18 protein-coding genes are annotated in these 17,274 nt (G+C 40.4%); 11 read left to right on the top strand and 7 right to left on the bottom strand.

The window, feature by feature from the left end; translation table 11 throughout:
• The first annotated feature begins 181 nt into the window (after nt 1-181).
• The gene (locus tag F7734_RS17580; protein WP_347566223.1) at nt 182-1,063 is read left to right on the top strand and encodes a sigma factor; all 882 of its coding nucleotides are present in this window, start codon (nt 182-184) and stop codon (nt 1,061-1,063) included.
• A gap of 25 nt (nt 1,064-1,088) precedes the next feature.
• Nucleotides 1,089-2,042, top strand: a complete 954-nt coding sequence (locus F7734_RS17575) for a DUF1822 family protein (RefSeq protein ID WP_155745901.1) — start codon at nt 1,089-1,091, stop codon at nt 2,040-2,042.
• 18 nt (nt 2,043-2,060) lie between these two features.
• Here the strand turns inward: F7734_RS17575 and F7734_RS17570 are convergent, their stop codons facing one another.
• Both F7734_RS17570 and F7734_RS17565 read right to left on the bottom strand, forming a co-directional pair.
• Nucleotides 2,061-4,274 carry a GAF domain-containing protein gene (locus F7734_RS17570; protein ID WP_155745900.1) on the bottom strand — a complete coding sequence of 738 codons (2,214 nt, stop codon included), beginning with the start codon at nt 4,272-4,274 and terminating at the stop codon, nt 2,061-2,063.
• Complete coding sequence (locus F7734_RS17565) at nt 4,271-5,815, bottom strand: serine/threonine-protein kinase (RefSeq protein WP_155745899.1); 1,545 nt, start codon at nt 5,813-5,815, stop codon at nt 4,271-4,273. Before F7734_RS17565 ends, F7734_RS17570 begins: the two co-directional genes overlap by 4 nt.
• A gap of 100 nt (nt 5,816-5,915) precedes the next feature.
• Between F7734_RS17565 and cbiT the strand changes: the two genes are divergently transcribed.
• The 5 genes from cbiT to F7734_RS17540 all read left to right on the top strand — a co-directional run bounded on the left by cbiT (nt 5,916) and on the right by F7734_RS17540 (nt 9,665).
• Entirely contained in the window at nt 5,916-6,518 is a 603-nt protein-coding gene (gene cbiT / locus F7734_RS17560; protein WP_155745898.1) for a precorrin-6Y C5,15-methyltransferase subunit CbiT, read from the top strand.
• A gap of 80 nt (nt 6,519-6,598) precedes the next feature.
• Nucleotides 6,599-7,486 carry a phosphatidate cytidylyltransferase gene (locus F7734_RS17555; protein WP_155745897.1) on the top strand — a complete coding sequence of 296 codons (888 nt, stop codon included), beginning with the start codon at nt 6,599-6,601 and terminating at the stop codon, nt 7,484-7,486.
• Between the two features lie 283 nt (nt 7,487-7,769).
• Nucleotides 7,770-7,976 carry an ATP-binding cassette domain-containing protein gene (locus F7734_RS17550; protein WP_155745896.1) on the top strand — a complete coding sequence of 69 codons (207 nt, stop codon included), beginning with the start codon at nt 7,770-7,772 and terminating at the stop codon, nt 7,974-7,976.
• A complete protein-coding gene (locus F7734_RS17545) occupies nt 7,973-8,269 on the top strand; it encodes a hypothetical protein (RefSeq protein ID WP_155745895.1) in 297 nt (98 codons plus the stop codon). Before F7734_RS17550 ends, F7734_RS17545 begins: the two co-directional genes overlap by 4 nt.
• Nucleotides 8,270-8,330: 61 nt before the next feature.
• Entirely contained in the window at nt 8,331-9,665 is a 1,335-nt protein-coding gene (locus F7734_RS17540; protein ID WP_155745894.1) for a GTPase, read from the top strand.
• 291 nt (nt 9,666-9,956) lie between these two features.
• Here the strand turns inward: F7734_RS17540 and F7734_RS17535 are convergent, their stop codons facing one another.
• The gene (locus F7734_RS17535) at nt 9,957-10,673 is read right to left on the bottom strand and encodes a DUF2993 domain-containing protein (protein WP_155745893.1); all 717 of its coding nucleotides are present in this window, start codon (nt 10,671-10,673) and stop codon (nt 9,957-9,959) included.
• A gap of 142 nt (nt 10,674-10,815) precedes the next feature.
• Between F7734_RS17535 and F7734_RS17530 the strand changes: the two genes are divergently transcribed.
• Together F7734_RS17530 and F7734_RS17525 are read left to right on the top strand one after the other, a co-directional pair.
• A complete protein-coding gene (locus F7734_RS17530; protein ID WP_155745892.1) occupies nt 10,816-11,604 on the top strand; it encodes a pseudouridine synthase in 789 nt (262 codons plus the stop codon).
• Between the two features lie 48 nt (nt 11,605-11,652).
• The gene (locus F7734_RS17525; protein WP_155745891.1) at nt 11,653-12,450 is read left to right on the top strand and encodes a RodZ domain-containing protein; all 798 of its coding nucleotides are present in this window, start codon (nt 11,653-11,655) and stop codon (nt 12,448-12,450) included.
• Nucleotides 12,451-12,560: 110 nt separating this feature from the next.
• On the opposite strand, the gene malQ is transcribed toward F7734_RS17525, so the two are convergent.
• A complete protein-coding gene (gene malQ / locus F7734_RS17520; protein WP_155745890.1) occupies nt 12,561-14,072 on the bottom strand; it encodes a 4-alpha-glucanotransferase in 1,512 nt (503 codons plus the stop codon).
• A 122-nt stretch (nt 14,073-14,194) separates the two neighbouring features.
• Between malQ and F7734_RS17515 the strand changes: the two genes are divergently transcribed.
• Complete coding sequence (locus F7734_RS17515) at nt 14,195-14,626, top strand: NUDIX hydrolase (protein ID WP_155745889.1); 432 nt, start codon at nt 14,195-14,197, stop codon at nt 14,624-14,626.
• A 56-nt stretch (nt 14,627-14,682) separates the two neighbouring features.
• Here the strand turns inward: F7734_RS17515 and F7734_RS17510 are convergent, their stop codons facing one another.
• A complete protein-coding gene (locus F7734_RS17510; RefSeq protein WP_155745888.1) occupies nt 14,683-16,209 on the bottom strand; it encodes a transposase in 1,527 nt (508 codons plus the stop codon).
• A 71-nt stretch (nt 16,210-16,280) separates the two neighbouring features.
• Between F7734_RS17510 and F7734_RS62060 the strand changes: the two genes are divergently transcribed.
• On the top strand, nt 16,281-16,433 hold the full coding sequence (locus tag F7734_RS62060) for a hypothetical protein (protein WP_207714129.1): 153 nt from the start codon (nt 16,281-16,283) through the stop codon (nt 16,431-16,433).
• Nucleotides 16,434-16,715: 282 nt separating this feature from the next.
• Here F7734_RS62060 and F7734_RS17505 read toward each other — a convergent pair whose 3' ends face one another.
• Together F7734_RS17505 and F7734_RS17500 are read right to left on the bottom strand one after the other, a co-directional pair.
• The gene (locus F7734_RS17505; protein ID WP_155745887.1) at nt 16,716-16,982 is read right to left on the bottom strand and encodes a type II toxin-antitoxin system RelE/ParE family toxin; all 267 of its coding nucleotides are present in this window, start codon (nt 16,980-16,982) and stop codon (nt 16,716-16,718) included.
• Nucleotides 16,979-17,191 carry a hypothetical protein gene (locus F7734_RS17500; RefSeq protein ID WP_155745886.1) on the bottom strand — a complete coding sequence of 71 codons (213 nt, stop codon included), beginning with the start codon at nt 17,189-17,191 and terminating at the stop codon, nt 16,979-16,981. The genes F7734_RS17505 and F7734_RS17500 overlap by 4 nt, the downstream gene beginning before the upstream one ends.
• Between the last annotated feature and the right edge of the window lie 83 nt (nt 17,192-17,274).

The raw sequence follows: 17,274 nt of genomic DNA, 5'->3' as shown, positions 1-17,274 counted from the left end.
GGATATATAAGGTTAAGTATTGTAAATATTATCAACTTCATCTAAAAAAAGCTATATTCTCTAGCTATCCGAGGATTAAGGAGGATACAGACGATTAGAACGATTTATTCAAATTTTTATCCAAGATGCATAAAACTACCCCCTGATTTCGGAAGGTGATATAGGAACCCAAAAAAGACGGGTGGAAAACATAGCTAGTGAAGTAGAGGAGGAATCAGCTTGGTTACATGGTTTTGAACGGTTGATTACCAGCTATTGTCTTGACGACACTTATAGCTATGCAAATTTTTGTAAATTAATGTTAAATGAAAAACTAAAAATCAATGGCAAACACACAAATAAGGGGGATCTTGCGATGGTTCAAAATCTACCACAGCCTTCTTTAGAAGAATTAGCTGTGAGAGTTCAAACAGCAGCACTTCAAGCTAAGAATGATTCACTAAGCAGCGAACAAAAACAACAAGCATTATTAGAAAAACAAAATGCACTTACAGAACTAATAACTGTGTTAATGGAGCGGATAAAAACATATCTGCCTAAACCTAGTAGTATAAATTCATCATATATTTATGAAGAAGCGCTTCAAGATGTGTTGTTATATATATGTAAAAATATTGAGAAATACGATCCAGAAAAAGGTTCTGTTATGAGTTGGGTCGTCTTTATTTTAAAGAGAAAAAAAATCAATAGCTTTCACTGGTTAAATTGGAAAGGACAGGTGACGTCTATATATAAAGACAGAGAGTATAAAGAGAGTACTGAATCTGATAAGAACATTCTCGATGGTTATTGTCCTCCAAATCTAAACAATCCTCTACCATCTGAAAAATTGATAGCTTTTATTAAAGAAGATCCAGAAGGATTATTAGCAAATACGTTGTTCAAAAATAATCCGAAAGCAAGTTTTCAAACCATTTTACTGAAAAGAGGTGAAGAAGATAAATCTTGGAAGGAAATTGTTCAAGAATTAGATTTAGGAGCAACCCACGGACCTGTTTACACATTTTATAGAAGGTGTTGTGAAAAGTTTGCTCCTTACTTTAAAAAGCATCTTTGTGAATAAATGAGACATAGGGAGAAAACGAGCGATGAATTCCAATCAATTGGCTTTTACAATTCCTCTAAACGGAAAAATGATTAAAATCTCAGAAAAATCAAGCCAAGGACAGCGAAATTTACAAAAAAGTCGTGAAATTTATCTTAATACTTTGGCTATATTGGCAGTTGATTTTTACTTTCAGTGTATGGAAATAGACACAGAATTAGAAAAAAGTTATGGGTTGGATAGCGTTCTAGCATCATTAATGAATACCGCCAGCCTATATATTAAAGGTAAGGGTTTACTAGAGTGTCGTCCCGTACTTCCCAAACAAGAATATTGTGACATTCCAGCAGAAGTTTTATCGGAACGCATTGGTTACATGGTCATAGAAATTGATGAGGATGATAGACAAGCAAGAATATTAGGTTTTGTTGAATCTGTTCAAAACGAAAAATTACCTCTCACTCGCTTAAAGCCCCTACAATATTTTTTAGGTTATCTACAAAAATTACCTGTTGAAGTTTCTTCAAGAGCCTCAGCAAATTTGGTTAAAGACACTGTCACTAAGGTTAGCGATCGCTTAATTAAATTGAGTCAATGGTTTGAAGGTTTATTCAATAATGAATGGGAATTATCTGTTGCAACAGCAAGAGATATTTCTCCGGTGAATGTCACAGGACAAGAAGAAGTCGGTGGTGCAAAAATCATTCGCTTAATGCATCTTTCTGAACCAGTGCTTCTCATTATTCATCAAATTCGATTAAGTCAGGATGAAGTTGAAATTCTCTTACGACTTTATCCAGCTAGCGAATCAATATTTTTACTAAATGGAGTCAAGATGGAATTACTAGATGATGAAGATAACCCAGTTCCTCAACTTGTGAAACAAGCAAAAGCAAGTAACTGGTTGCAACTTAGATTTCGGGGAAATGTGGGAGATAAATTTAGTTTGAGAATCAGTTACGAAGACGATAGCGTTACAGAAAAATTTGTGATTTAGTTCATAATTCTTGTGATTCTATAGCAGTCCTAAATGATTTACAAACACCTCTCCCTTGTCTTCCTTGTCTTCCTTGTCTTCCTTGTCTCCCTTGTCTCCCTTGTCTACCTTGTCTACCTTGTCTACCTTGTCTACCTTGTCTACCTTGTCTACCTTGTCTACCTTGTCTACCTTGTCTACCTTGTCTACCTTGTCTACCTTGTCTACCTTGTCTACCTTGTCTACCTTGTCTACCTTGTCTACCTTGTCTACCTTGTCTACCTTGTCTACCACAAAACCAATTTCAAGCCATTTTTCTGCTTTATCATTATATTTGAAAGCATTAACAATCAAGTTACTAAAAACTTCACCAACAAGAACCGGATCGCATTCAATTGTCGGCAAATCTTTAGTTGTGCGAATCTCAAGTTTAGCTTGGGGATAGCTTGCATAAAAAACACCGATCGCTTGCTCGAGCAATTCGTTGAGATTTGTTGGTTGTCGCTGAAGTTCCGCTTGACCTAACAGAGACAGACGTAACAAAGCATTAATTAGACTTTCCATCCTCTGAGATAAAAAGACCACTGTTTGCAAATAGTCAATTCCATCCTCATCAAGGATGTGAGCGTAATCTTCCAGTAAAACATTTGAGTAGTTATAAATCCCCCGCAGAGGTTCTTTTAAATCGTGGGATGCAGCATAGGCAAAAGATGCTAGCTCTCGATTACTTTGCTCCAACTCACGGTTGATTTTAGCTAATTCATCTGCTTTGGAAATCACGATCCCCACTATCGCATTTCTGAGAGCAAGAGCGCTATCAAGTTCGCATGATTTCCAAGGTAAGGAAGTCAATCGAACTGTTTCAAGCCATTTTTCAAAAGATTTTCGAGGCGAAAGAGTCACGCCGCCATTAGGATCGAGCTTGACCGATCCATTTGGATTACCCGCCCAAGTCACTGTTTGAATCACCTCTGGACGAAACCAAAGAATGTAATAGCGCCGCACTTTGGAAATCCGTAAGAGCAGCAAACCACTAGCAGTCTCTTTAAAGGCACGCGCCTCTGGACAAAGCTGTGGTAGAGAATTGGTGGAAAACAAATTGTCGCTAATTTGAGTATCTGACCATTCAATGAGAGTGCGAACGTCCTCAATACTGGGAGTTGTTCCCACAAGAGTGATGTCATTATCCAAACAAACTGCAGAGCCTTTTGCATCAACTAAATCTAGCAAGCGAGGTTCGGGAGAGATAAGTGCTTCTCTAAAATTATCTGCTTGGGAAATGGATTCTATAAATTCAGTTTGTAATGATTTAAGCTTTACCTCATAGTCAAACTCTGACTGGCTTACTTTATGGACTAACTCTGATGACACAATTTGTCCTAAAAACTCACAAATTTTCCTGACTTCCCAAGTCAAATATTTTACAGTTTGGTGATGACAGGAGATTAACCCCCAAAGTGTTTGTTCGCGAATAAGCGGTACAACAAGCATGGCTGATACACGCATATTTTGATGGTATTCAACACAACAAGGGTGTACGCTTCTCAGTACAGCGCAGCTTAAATCCAATGGCTGTTGTGTTTGGGGGTTGTTAACCGGGATAAGACTGACGGGTTGAGCACCAAAATTGGGAATAAATCGGAGCGAATTGCGCGTGTATAATGCTTTTGCCTCGGTAGGAATATCTGTTGCGGGATAACGCAGCCCGATGAGAGGTAATAAATCCTCTCGTTTATCTTCGGCGATAACGATCCCCGCTCCCGATGAGTCAAACTGATAGACCATCACTCGGTCAAACTCTGTAATTTTTCGGATTTCTGATGCTACTAATTGCACAAAATCTATGAGGTTCGATGTTTTTTGCATCTTGGAAATCGCCCCACTTGTCAAAGCATGGAAGCTCAAAAAACTCATTTGCGTGAGAGAGTCAGTGGGTTCTAGCTCAAGAATCCACATCTGTTCCGTAAAGTTAATAATGCCGTCAAAGTACTTTTCTCCTTCATCTGTGAGAATTGACAGTTTAAAGGAATTCACCGTACCTTCCTGTTGTTGCAGGAATTTTTTGATACTTTCGAGTTGTGTTGCGTTAAGTAAAGTGCTCAGGGGTTGACTGAGTAAATCTTCTGGCTTTTGACCTAAGTGTTCTTGAGTATTATTGCTAACTTGTAAAATTTCTAGCTGAGGACTTAATGCCAGCAAAACACCATGAGGTTGAATTGAACCAGGAATATGAAGTTGTTCGTAGTTCGTCATTCGCGAGTTAGAGGCAAATCCAACCAATTACTTAATTCATATGCTAACCATTCAATTTCAGGTTCGGAATGAATCAAACCTTTTCTTCCACCAAGTTGATACTCATGCACTCCTGCCCAAATAGTCAGTTTTGGTGGGATTTCTATTCTATTACCTTGAAAGTCGTTTGTATAGGTTTTTGGAGTATACACTACTTTGGTAATATCTCGTGTTGCTGCAGGAGGTATGCGATTGTATTTAAATCCTAACAATTCCCAGGTAAAGCAGATTGAAAACCGATTTAACTTCAGGCTGCTGCGTCTTAATAAAGGAAATAGAACAGACGACATCATCTGAAGCCCAGCACCCCAGAAAGGAAGTGAGAACACAACAGAAGGTATATTAATGGGGAAAGGAAGAAACAGGGCGGCAATTGTCCAAAAAAGAATAAATGAATTCCAGGCGATCGCAAACAAAGCCATGAAAATCATTGATGGCTGAAACCCGATTGGAGGGACAAGAATTTCCAAACAATTCTCATCTTTCTTCAAGTTAATTTTGCTATTTGCTGGTTGAGAAATTTGTCCGAGTGGAGAAATACTGTATTCGCTGTCATCACTTTTATTTAACTTTAGCCGATCTGTTTTTGTTGCTTGTTGTTGTGTTTTGCTGACCCAATTATTGCCATCCCAATACCAATGCTCTTTAATCCACTCTATAAAGGATACTTCTGTTGGTTGTGACTGATGTAAAAGCTGTGGATGTTCTAAAGCAGCAAGTGCTTCTGGTGCGGAACTCAAGCGTTTGTCTAAACTTGGTTGAATCAGAAGCGCCAACCATTTTGTTAAACTTGGACTGAGGGTTGCTGCTTGTTCAAATTGAATTCGCAAGTCTTTTTGAGGTAAATCTGCTGGATGAGACCCTGTGACTAAGTAAATTAAGGTAGCTCCCAAACTGTAGAGATCGGAAGCAGGAACCGTGCGTCCGCCAAACTGTTCTGGAGGCATATAGCCGTAAGTACCGACAACAGTTCTTGTTCCCTCTTCTCCTACCGCCGCCGTTTGCACCGAGCCAAAATCAACTACATATAACTGTCCTACACTGTTTCCCGAACGATTTGTCAACAAAATGTTACTGGGCTTAATATCGCGATGAATGGTAGGAGGCTTGCGAGCGTGTAGATAAATAAGAATTTCTAATAGAGCTTTAGCTATTTGTTTAACTTCGTTTTCCGTAAAAGTACGACCAGCTTTTATATACTTCTCCAAAGATTGTGCTGGGATATAGGTTTGGACGAGAGCAAACCCTTTTATAGTGGGTAAATCTACCTCAAAATAATCTAAATAGCAAGGAATTGAGGGATGTGATAAGGTTTTTAGGGTTTCGGCTTCCCGCTCAAACAGCTTGAGATCGTCCCACTCAAAATCACTGTTAAAAGACAGCAGTTTAACGATGACTAACTCTCCTGTCAGTAAATCTCTAGCCAACAGCGTTCGCCGCCCAGCTTTTTTACCCATAAGCTGCTGTACTTCATATCGATCGCCCAATACCTGACCGTTCATTATGGTGACTTATAGTTTAAAGAAATTTTTTGTATTAATTTTCTTTACCTGAGTTAGGCAAACTGACTATCCTTACTATAGCGATACTTTGACTTGAAAAATGCCCTCCCAACTTTGGCCTTACATCACTCCTGGTATTCCAGATGAATTGTTTGAGCGTTTGCCGGGTATTCCTTTAAGCAAGCGAGAAATTCGGCTGCTATTACTTTCCCAATTAAGACTCAAACCGGATACAGTTTTATGGGATATTGGTGCGGGCACGGGTACGATTCCAGTAGAAGCAGGCTTGCTCTCTCCTAACGGGCAAATTATTGCTGTAGAACGCGATGAAGATGTAGCAAATCTGATTCGACACAACTGCGATCGCTTTGAAGTTAAGAATGTCAAAGTCATTGAAGGCAATGCTCCGGAGTGCTTGCACGATATCAATGTTGCTCCTGACCGCGTCTGTATTGAAGGAGGTCGTCCCATCCAAGAAATCATGCAAACTGCATGGCAACATTTGCTACCATCAGGCCGAGTTGTTGCCACAGCAGCCAATCTAGAAAGCCTGTATTCTATTTCTCAAAGCCTTTCTCAATTACAAGCGAGAAATGTCGAAGTTGTTCAATCCTCTGTGACCCGATTGGAAACGAGAGGTTCTTCACAGACTTTTACTGCTGTCAACCCCATTTTTATCCTAAGTGGTGAGAAACTAGATTAGAACTGAATGATGAATGATGAATTATAAATTATGAATTCATGATTCAGCATTCATAATTCATAATTCATAATTTTTTATCTATGCCTTGGTCTCGTATTATTAGCGGAATTATTGCAATAGCTTTGGCGATGAGTGCCACCCTTTTAGGTGGATGGTACTTCACCGTCTTGTTTGCGGTCATCATTTTTTTAGGTCAACGGGAATATTTCGATCTAGTGCTAGCCAAAGGAATGGCTCCTGCTGCCAAAACCACCATCGTTGTTAGTCAAGTCTTGTTGGTCATTTGTACTATAGATGGTAATTTAGCAGATGCCGTCATGCCCGTAGCGGGAACTTTTATTTGTTTTTACTTGCTGTTTCAGCCTAAAATGGCGACAATTGCGGACATTTCAGCTTCTATTTTGGGTTTATTTTATACTGGGTATTTACCAAGTTACTGGGTGCGATTGCGATCGCTTGACAACACGGGCACTACCAATCTACCGACAAGTGATTACTTATCGGAATTATTAGATATTGTGCATCAGGGAGATTTCAGCTTACTTCCGCAAGGTTTGACAGCAACATTACTCACTTTTTTATGTATTTGGGCATCTGACATTGGTGCTTATGTTGTGGGTAAATTTTTTGGAAAAACCCCTTTATCTGAGATTAGCCCCAGAAAAACTGTTGAAGGTGCAGTTTTTGGTGTGTTTGCTAGCGTTGTCATTGCCCTTTTAGGATCTTACTACCTGAAGTGGACGAAGTTTCCTTTCACAGGTGTAGCCATAGGTTTGTTAATTGGGATAGCCGGACTTTTAGGGGATCTCACGGAATCTATGCTGAAGCGCGATGCTGGAGTTAAAGATTCCGGGCAGTTAATTCCCGGTCACGGAGGTATTTTGGATCGTACCGATAGTTATATTTTTACGGCTCCTCTAGTGTATTATTTCGTGACACTTCTGTTGCCATTGTTAACAAATCATTAAGTTACCATGAATCATTTAGAACCTTGATTATCAAGGTTCTAAAGTTATTACTCCCCTTGTTGTCTCTCGATCTATATTTTTAGAAAAACAGGTTTTGTTGGTCTATTAGACTACCACATTAATTTTGGTATAATGCAACCTCCCCGACACTTTTTGCAAAGTCAGGATTCTGACGAACTTAACCCAAAAGAATTAAAGTAGCAGACTACTAAGACTTTGGCAACTAAAATATTTGTGATATAATTTTAATGTTATAATATATAACATTTTACAAAATAGTCAAATGTCTAATCAAGAAAAGAAAATTACTGAAGAGTTAAAAGAAAAAATTAAAGAACTGGAAAGTCCTAATATTGCTGTATTAGGTAGAACAGGAACGGGAAAAAGTACTTTAATAAAAAAAATTTTTGGAATAGAGGATGAGCAAGATGGAGCACCTCAAACTGGCAGTGGGTTACCAATAACTCAAGACTTAGTAATTTCACTGTGACAACATTAAATAATATTGTTCTTAGTGGAATTTTAGACTTGGTGGGTACTTTCTTCCCACCTGCTGCTCCGCTAACAGGAACGATCGCAGCTAGTTACGTCACAGCAATAGGCCTAACATATGCTTCTGTTTTTGAAAATTTGGTTAAAGTCAATATACATGGGGATGGAAAAGAAGCAGTAGAAAATTTCCTCAAAGAAAATTTCAAAAAGGAATTCGCTAGACATGCCTCCAAGAGTATTCCCTCTCGAGAAGCTCTGGCTGTAATAGGAGAAAGTTTCATTGAGGAGTAAAAATTTGATATTGAAACATTCTTAAGATTGCCATTGGAAATTTTATTTTTGTAAAAAAAATATGTCAATTCAAGAACCTACAATAGAGGAGGAACTTAAAGAAGTAGTTCGCAGTGTGGCAGTTCCCAACATTGCTATTATCGGCAGAACTGGAGTAGGTAAAAGTTCATTAATTAATGCGGTTTTTGGCACTGCTTTAGCTCCAACTGGTGCAGGCTTACCTGTCACTCAAAGTTTTGCTCGATATCCAGCAAACAGCGAGGAGTATTTTCCTGTTGTACTGTATGATTCTCCAGGGTATGAAGCAACTAAGGAACGTGAGTGGGTTAATCGTGTATTTCAGTTCTTAGAACAAAAAAAGGCGCAGGGACTCGAAAAACAGATTCATCTTGTCTGGTACGTGATTAATGCTGCATCAGCACGGGTTGAGTACTTTGAAAGGGAGATCATCACCAAGCTGACGGAGCAACAAGTCCCTGTTATAATTGTTCTCTCGCAATGTGACCGAGCAAGACGAAGTGAAATTGAAGGTATTGAACGCTTTCTTGAGAGTTTTGAACTGAAGAAAGTTTACTTTGTCATCAAAACAGCAGCATACCCTCTACGAATTAATGGTAAGCCTATCGTCCAACCTTTTGGTTTGAGAGAGCTAGTGGATAAAACAATAGCGTTGCTGCCAGAAATATATTCAGAGGCAATAACTATAGCGCAGGTTGTTGACCTCAAAGCGAAAAGAGAACTTGCCTGGAAGTACGTTGCAGCTTCAGCAGGAGCTTGCTTTGCTTCGGGATTTATTCCAATTCCATTCTCAACTCCAGTAGCAGCTATAGCATCGCTGAGTACTCTGTCTCGTAGAATTGCTGCCATATATGGATATGCTGATTTAAGACAATTTCTAGAGTCTGTCGGAACTCTCACAATCTCATCACTAAGTGGCATCTTGCTGACTAGTACAATAGATTTATTGAGTGTTTTTTTTCCTCCCTCGAATACTATTTCAGGGGCAGTAGCAGCAACATATGTTACAGTCATAGGACTAACATACACATCAGTTTTTGAAAAACTGGCTAAATCACATATCTATGGAAAGGGTAGAGAGGCAGTTGAAGACTTTTTAAGGAAAGCGTTTAGAGAAGAAATTAAAAAGTACGCTGGTCTCAAAATTTTTTCAGTCAAAGCTTTACAAGAAGTTGGTCATACTTTTATATCTGAAATTGATGACGAAACCGATCTAAAGGATGTACCTCAACCTGTTACCAAAGATGTGCAACGCGACTCTTTGCAAGAAAAACAGGGGTTGGAAGAAGAAAAACAGGATTTGGAAGAAGAAAAACAGGATTTGGTAAAGAACGAAAGCCTAAGTTTGATAGAAAAAATCATAAGATTTTTATTATAAAAATGTCTGAAAAGTAAGAAATTGCAGCACATTTGTATTTTCAGGCTTCTTACAAAGAACAGGGAACAGGGTTAAGAGTTCTTTGTTCTCCGTAAAAGAAAATGCGCGTTGTAGGTTTAAAGCCCCTTCCTGTATGCTAAAAAGAGGTAGAATTATAAGTATTTATTACTAAAACTTCCTTTGACATCATGTCTAGACGAAAACAATCAACTTAAGTTGGCTTTGGCAACCTGCCTTTGGACTATAATTAAAAGTAAAGACATTTTGTTCTGAGTTTTGTATTTCTTATGATTACGGATTGACGTTAATTCGCCCGCGACACACTAGCTTACCTGAGTGTACAGTTAATTCTTGGATGTCAACATCCGATCCCAAATTGAAATATAGTTCGCGTTCGATCCCCTCAAGTGAGGATGCTGTATTACTTTGAACTTGAATGTGTTTCAGCTGCAACTCATGGGAACTTAGTAATTCCAAACTCATACTGATATCTAAGTGAGTGGGTTGATTTTCTTCTGGTAATGTAGCAGAAAGCACAAGCGTACTGTTATCCAGGTTAATTTTTTGCCAAAAAACTGACTTGGATTTTCGCTTCTGTTCTGGTAATAGTTGAACCAGAGCATCATTCAAAGCACTCAATAATAAAGTAGACGAAAGAGAAGCATTCAAGTCTTCCTCTGTCTGGATCAGCTCGCCTACCACTGGTACTGTTTCTAACAGTTTCAGAGGTTGTCCCTTGAGTACTGAGCCAATGTTGACGCGAATATTTTCTGCGACTATGTGAATCTTTGTAAGATGGAGACCTTGGTAAACAGCATGACGGGCAAAAATAGATACAAGAGGGATGGTTCCGGAAAGGAGTTGGCGATCGCTGGCTTTAATTTCTACTTCAAGTTGAGCAACTTGGCTCACTTGTGCTTTTAACCAAAGCTTGAGCGCGGTTGTTAGTACGTTAGTGACTATGCGGGTATGGATTGGATTTCGAATTTGGGAACTGTTGTGTTGCATCTAACCGTTTTACTTATGGGTATTTTGTCAAAAAAAACCAGTGCTGAAACAAGTCTTAACTTTAACATCTGTGGCAGGTTACTACAAAATGCAAATATATTATCTATTTATAGGAACTAAATGAAACATACGTAATTTCCACATGGAGGCACGGTTACAAAAAATTCTGGCTCAATGGGGTATAGCCTCCCGCCGTGAAGCTGAAGAGATGATCGAGCAGTCACGAGTGCGGATCAATGGTGAGTTGGCACGTCTGGGTCAAAAAGCAGATCCAGAAAAGGATATTATCACTGTTGATGATGAGCTTGTGTCTGTGATAGAACGTCCAGTACTGGTGTATCTGTTGTTGCACAAACCACTTGGTGTGGTCTCGACTTGCGATGACCCCCAGAGGAGAAGGACAGTCCTAGATTTGCTACCCAAAGAATTAAGTTCCGGTAAAGGTATTCATCCGGTTGGTCGTTTAGATGCCGACACAACAGGAGCATTAATACTCACAAACGATGGAGATTTAACATTTGGGCTAACTCACCCACGGCACAATGTTTCTAAAACATACCGTGTTTTAGTGGAGGGACATCCACCGGAAGAAGTGTTAAAAATGTGGCGTCAGGGTGTGCTGCTAGAGGGAAGAAAAACACGGCCAGCAGAAGTCAAAAAGATAAAAGGTCTTGCATACTCTACTTGGTTAGAAGTTGTGTTAAAGGAGGGGAGAAATCGTCAGATTCGCCGCGTAGCCCAACAATTGGGACACCCGGCGATCCGACTGCATCGCACCGCCATAGGTTCGATTCAATTACAAACACCCGGACAAGGTTTACTGGGTGTGGGTAAGTATCGTTACCTAGAAGATTTTGAAATCCGCTTTTTGAAAAAAGCAGTGGAACAAGTAAAAAATTTGAGCGGTGGAAACCATCAATCAAAGTTTTAGGAAGATACCTATTAATGATTTCAGTGGGGTAAGGAGTGTAACAGGATTATGATGTGGTTAAAAAGAAAAAATAAGCGAGAATTAGCACCTTCACCAGAGCAGCAACGAGCCGAAGTCTTGGCAGAAATGGGTGCTCAGCTTTGGACGCGACGCTTGGAAAAGGGTTTATCCCTAGAGGAAATGGTTGTTGTCACAAAGATCTCCCGAAGATTACTCCAAGCGATCGAAGAAGGTAACTTATCAGAACTGCCAGAACCAGTATATACCCAAGGTTTAATCCGGCAATATGCCGATGCCCTTGGTTTTCATGGAGTGCAATTCTCCAGCAGTTACCCAATCGGTACAAATCGAGTAAATTTCAAGCCCATTTGGAAAACAACATCAGATCAATTACGTCCCGTTCATCTCTACATACTTTATATATTTGTCATTTTTGGTTCCATCAGTGGCTTGTCGCAATTTTTAAATACAGCGACTTTGCAAGCCAGTAACGTTCAAAATAATCAAAAGGTACAAAGAGCTCCTGTCGTAGGCTCGCAACTGGCACAAAATAAAAACGTACAACTCCAAACTTTCAACCAGTCTTCTAATGACGCTCAGCAAGTACAAATTGGTGTAACTTTGAAAGAGAAATCTTGGATCAGAGTAGTTGCTGATGGCAAAATTCAGTACGAGGGTGAGCTACCAGAGGGAACTCACCGCATTTGGAAAGCCCAAGCACAACTCACTGTCAAAGCCGGAAATGCTGGTGGGGTACTTGTGAGCGTGAACAAAGAGGAAGCCAAGCAATTGGGAGAACCCGGAACAGCTAAGGAAGTTACCATCGCTGCTGCGAATCGTTCTTGAAAAAGAGAGGGGGGTAGACAAGGCAGACAAGGGAGAGGGGGTAGACAAGGAAGCAAATTCTACCTTGTCCTCCTTGTCCCCCATGTCCCCCATGTCCTCCTCGTCCCTCCTCAAGATTTCCTTTGCGGGCTGCGTCCGGACAACCGAGTGAGAGTTTGCAAGCGCTGCGTGACTTCTTTAGTTAAACTATCTGACGTATAACGCCAGTCCCAATTTCCTTCGGCTTTACTTGGGAAATTCATCCGCGCTTCACCACCCAATCCCAAAACATCCTGTAATGGAATAATGGCTTGATTTGCTACAGAATTCATAGCCAGTCGAATAAAATCCCAGTGAATACCCTCAGGGCTGAGACAACCCAAGTAATTCAAAACGTACTGCTTTTCGTACTCTGATGCTTGGTCGAACCAGCTAATGGTTGTGTCATTGTCATGAGTTCCGGTATAGACAATGCAATTGCGCGAGTAGTTGAATGGTAAAAATGGATTACCCGCGTCAGCACTAAAGGCAAACTGCAAAATCTTCATTCCAGGAAATTCATACTTGTCTCGCAGGGCTTCCACTTCTGGCGTAATTAACCCCAAATCTTCTGCCATAATGGGGAGTTTACCCAACTTCTGTTTGATGGTTTCAAACAACTCTTCTCCAGGTGCTTTGATCCACTCTCCGTTGACAGCGGTTTCTTGCCCTTTTGGTACAGCCCAGTAAGCCTCAAACCCTCGGAAATGATCGATCCGAATCACATCAACATAGTCAAGCAACGCCTGAAAGCGCCCAACCCACCACTTATAATCTTGTTTTTTTAATTCCTCCCAGTTATAGACTGGATTACCCCATAACTGTCCGGTTGCGCTGAAATAATCGGGTGGAACTCCCGCCATCAACGCCGCTTCTCCTGTCTCTTCATCCAGGCAAAAAATGTCGGGATGAGACCAGACATCAGCACTATCGTGAGCTACATAAATGGGAATATCGCCAATAATTTGAATTCCGCTCATATTGGCGTAGGTTTTTAATTCAGACCATTGGCGGAAAAATTCATACTGGGTGAATTTGTGGAAGAAAATTTCTCCAGTGAGTTCTCGCCCAGCCCGATTTAATGCTTCTAGTCCGCGTTTGGCAAGTTCTGGCTCCCACTTATGCCAGCTTACTCCACCATTAGCACCTTTAAGTGCCATAAATAGGGCATAATCATCCAACCAGTAAGCTTTGCTGTCGCAAAAACCAGCAAATTCTGTTTGCTGTAAGGGAGTTGCTCTGTTCTTAAAATTCTCACAGGCTTTCCTTAACAGCTCGAGCTTAATTGGTATGACCTTTTCGTAGTCTACCTTAGATGCCTCAAATCCAGGTAGATGAGCAAAGTCCTCTTCAGAGAGTAAGCCCTGCTGTACCATTTTTTCTAAGCTAATGAGGAAAGGGTTACCAGCTAATGCTGAGTAACAAGCATAGGGAGAATTACCGTAACCAGTCGGTCCTAGAGGCAACACTTGCCAAAATTGCTGGCAGCTGTCTCTGAGAAAATCAATGAATTGATAGGCTTCTAAGCCTAAATCCCCAATGCCGAATCGACCGGGAAACGAGGTAGGGTGTAATAAAATACCACTTGATCTGGGAAAAGGCATACTTAACCTGTTATTAACAAGAAAGCGATCGCATTGAATTTACCATGGAACAGATATTGGTGTTAGTTGTTAGTTGTTAGTTGATACCATTAACCACTAACCACTAACTACTAACCACTCACATGAATTACCGAAATCCTGTTCCTACAGTTGATATCATCATTGAATTGATTGACCGTCCTCATCGACCAATAGTGTTAATTGAGCGACATAATCCACCTTTTGGCTGGGCGATACCTGGTGGTTTTGTAGATTACGGCGAATCTGTTGAAACGGCGGCGCAACGCGAGGCTTTGGAAGAGACGGGTTTGCGGGTGGAGTTAATCGAACAATTTCAGGTATATTCCGAGCCCAATCGCGATCGGCGAAAGCACACTCTCAGTATTGTGTTTTTGGCCACGGCAACTGGCGAACCGCAAGCGGGGGATGATGCCAAGGATATAGGCATTTTTGAGTCTTGGCGAGTACCCGAAAACTTATGTTTTGACCATGATAAGATTTTGCTCGACTATTGGCGCTTCCGACATTATGGAATACGTCCGAGGTTAGGTTGACTGCAAGCAATAAATTTTTTGAGCCACACCACGAGCTTCTAGCTCGTGGATTCTGGCTAGGAATTAGAATTAACTTTTCGCCCGGACTCCAAGGAGACAGCTATCTGGTCAATTTTTCCTGCCTTGTTGGAGAACTGCTCTAGGGCAATCAACCCACTTTCGGACGAGCCTACAGGTTCGCAGTTTAAAGACTCCCGCCATGCCTCCAATAGGAGCGACTCCGCCCCACGATACCCATTACGGGCATCTTGCAATGACAGTCTATCGTCTTGATTAACATATCTACTCAAGTACGCACTCATGAGATCGCGATGCATTTTAATACCAGTTACATCGTGATGAACCCGTTCAGACAGGGATTTCTTGGTACGACTACCGTCTAAATGAGTCTGAGATAGCGCCGTTTTTTGAGTAGAGAACTTGTGAACACTTCCACCAGCTTTTTCAGCTTTGCGAATGAGTTCTGATTGTACAAATCCTGGGGATTTAGCAGAAATGGCTTTACCATAGCGTTTCTGCCAACCTTTTACACTGACATTTTCAGTCTTAATATCTTTACCATTCCGCAAGATTTCGTTAACTATTTTGCGGTTTTGGGATTTAGCATATGCTGTCTTTTTACGTTGTAATTCCCGTTTCTTTTGGGCAACCTTCTTATAATTTCTCGAACGCTTCCATTCACGTTTGCCTTTTTTGACTTTTCCTTTTTTCTTAACAGTACGATGCCCTTTCTTGATTTCAAAATCAGGCTCGTAATTGTCTGGATTATTGACCCGTTGGGAACGCTGCATTTTTCTTTGTAATGCAGTAATTTCACGCTCGTAAGTTGGTACTTTTTCCGCAAATGGTAACAAACCTGCTTTCTCGTCTCCAACGAAAGCAATGTTAGAGATGTTTAAGTCAAGTCCAATTAAACCGTCACTAACATAATTCTTTTCTTTTTGGTAAGAATTTCCCTCATTGATAAGTTGCGCGTACCAACGACGTTTACCGTTTAAATTCCTCCATAATATACGAACATACTTCACTGGAGATTGCAATCCATGCATAATCACAGGATTGCTCTCATCAATAATGGCACGTAATTTGAGACTTCCCCAAACTAATTCATTGTTTTTCCAACGTAGTCCTTGTTTATTGGTTTTCCCTTCGACAGAATGGAAACGACTTGATACTTTGAAGCGAACTTTCTTTGCTCTTCCAAATATGACTCGTTCCGACGCTTTGAATGCTCGTTTAGCAATTGTTTGTTGAGTATTAGAGTCAATCTTGTCAGCAATCCATTGTGATGAATTGGCGACAATTGTTGCATACGCCTGTATATCGTAATCGGAATAACGATAAGCTTGACGTGCAACACTAAATGCTTCAGTTCGTTCTTTCTTATTCGATTTTGAGATTTTTTTAGCTGTTTTAAATGTCTCGGAATTGCGTACTAACTCCATCCTAACCATCGCTTCATTTAGACAAGCATTATATAGTTCTCTGGACGCTTCAAATTTAGACAACAACTCTTTTTCTTGAGAACTGTCTACTATCAATGGAATCTCTGTAATGAAAGATGGAGTCTTTTTCCGAGCCATTTACAATCACCTCCTTGTTTTATTTAACGGAATTTATAATAGCATAAATGTATGTTCATTGTTCGACATTTATGAAAAACAAAAGATTAAGTTTTCGACTGACAGAGCGTAGATATCATAAGTTACTCTTATTATCCACAGAACTAGATAGAACCATGTCTAGTTTGATAGATGAATGGATAGATTCATTACCGGAACCGAAAACAAAATCTCACGGCGAATGAATGAGGCAGCGCGTTGCGGGGGTTCCCCCCGTTGTAGCGTCTGCCGTTCGCACGGGTCAGCATTCCACCCCGATATAAATAACGAATGAATATCAATTCCTTTAATTCCTTGATATTCATTCTTCGGGGCTACCTGCTTCCCGCATTATTTAGGTGTATGTCTGGGCAAATATTGGTATCATTGCCCAGCTTTTTCCGGTAACCCCTGCCAAACTTACTTTCTCGTTTCTCGTTCCCTGGTAGAACCAGGGAATACATGATTAGAGGCGGAGCCTCTCATTGTCATTTGTAAATCTCTCGACGATGCCCGATTCGGTCGATAAAAATTATTTTTTCTTCACTATTAAATTCATAAATCACTCGGTAATCACCAACTCGCAACTTGAAGAAACCCGATAGATCGGATGTTAAAGGTTGCGGGTTAACTTGCTCGAAATTCTCTGCCAACCAATTAATCTTGTTAACAACTCGCTCCCGGACAGCTTGAGTCAACTTTTCCAAATCAGCGAGAGCTTCTGGTTCATACTCAATGATGTAACTTATTATCAACCTAAGCCAAGCCTGCTCGCAGCCTCTTGTGCTGAAATACCACGAGTTCCTGACTTTCTACGTCTTTGAATTTCCACAAGCTCTTGCTTGAATTCCTCCTTAATCGTCATGCCTGCATCTGGATCGGGTAAAAAGTCTTCTAGTACTTCCAAAACTGTTTCCCTAATCAGAGTTTTCAGTTCATCAGTTGTAAGGTCCTTGACTTGCATAAGTACAGCTTTACGATATAAGGCAATTAACTCAATCTTAGTAAATTATGACAAAAAGCGCGAGGCTCTCCCTCACAGTAGGC

The organism is Scytonema sp. UIC 10036, from assembly GCF_009725235.1.
Note: the sequence above shows the minus strand (reverse complement) of the source record. Positions and strands in the feature narration are given on the sequence as shown.

Bases quoted from the DNA above. Each gene is read 5' to 3' on its own strand.
- F7734_RS17575 (WP_155745901.1), top strand. From the start codon at position 1,089: ATGAATTCCAATCAATTGGCTTTTACAATTCCTCTAAACGGAAAAATG.
- F7734_RS17570 (WP_155745900.1), bottom strand. From the start codon at position 4,274: ATGACGAACTACGAACAACTTCATATTCCTGGTTCAATTCAACCTCAT.
- F7734_RS17565 (WP_155745899.1), bottom strand. From the start codon at position 5,815: ATGAACGGTCAGGTATTGGGCGATCGATATGAAGTACAGCAGCTTATG.
- cbiT (WP_155745898.1), top strand. From the start codon at position 5,916: ATGCCCTCCCAACTTTGGCCTTACATCACTCCTGGTATTCCAGATGAA.
- F7734_RS17555 (WP_155745897.1), top strand. From the start codon at position 6,599: ATGCCTTGGTCTCGTATTATTAGCGGAATTATTGCAATAGCTTTGGCG.
- F7734_RS17550 (WP_155745896.1), top strand. From the start codon at position 7,770: ATGTCTAATCAAGAAAAGAAAATTACTGAAGAGTTAAAAGAAAAAATT.
- F7734_RS17540 (WP_155745894.1), top strand. From the start codon at position 8,331: ATGTCAATTCAAGAACCTACAATAGAGGAGGAACTTAAAGAAGTAGTT.
- F7734_RS17535 (WP_155745893.1), bottom strand. From the start codon at position 10,673: ATGCAACACAACAGTTCCCAAATTCGAAATCCAATCCATACCCGCATA.
- F7734_RS17530 (WP_155745892.1), top strand. From the start codon at position 10,816: ATGGAGGCACGGTTACAAAAAATTCTGGCTCAATGGGGTATAGCCTCC.
- F7734_RS17525 (WP_155745891.1), top strand. From the start codon at position 11,653: ATGATGTGGTTAAAAAGAAAAAATAAGCGAGAATTAGCACCTTCACCA.
- malQ (WP_155745890.1), bottom strand. From the start codon at position 14,072: ATGCCTTTTCCCAGATCAAGTGGTATTTTATTACACCCTACCTCGTTT.
- F7734_RS17515 (WP_155745889.1), top strand. From the start codon at position 14,195: ATGAATTACCGAAATCCTGTTCCTACAGTTGATATCATCATTGAATTG.
- F7734_RS17510 (WP_155745888.1), bottom strand. From the start codon at position 16,209: ATGGCTCGGAAAAAGACTCCATCTTTCATTACAGAGATTCCATTGATA.
- F7734_RS62060 (WP_207714129.1), top strand. From the start codon at position 16,281: ATGAAAAACAAAAGATTAAGTTTTCGACTGACAGAGCGTAGATATCAT.
- F7734_RS17500 (WP_155745886.1), bottom strand. From the start codon at position 17,191: ATGCAAGTCAAGGACCTTACAACTGATGAACTGAAAACTCTGATTAGG.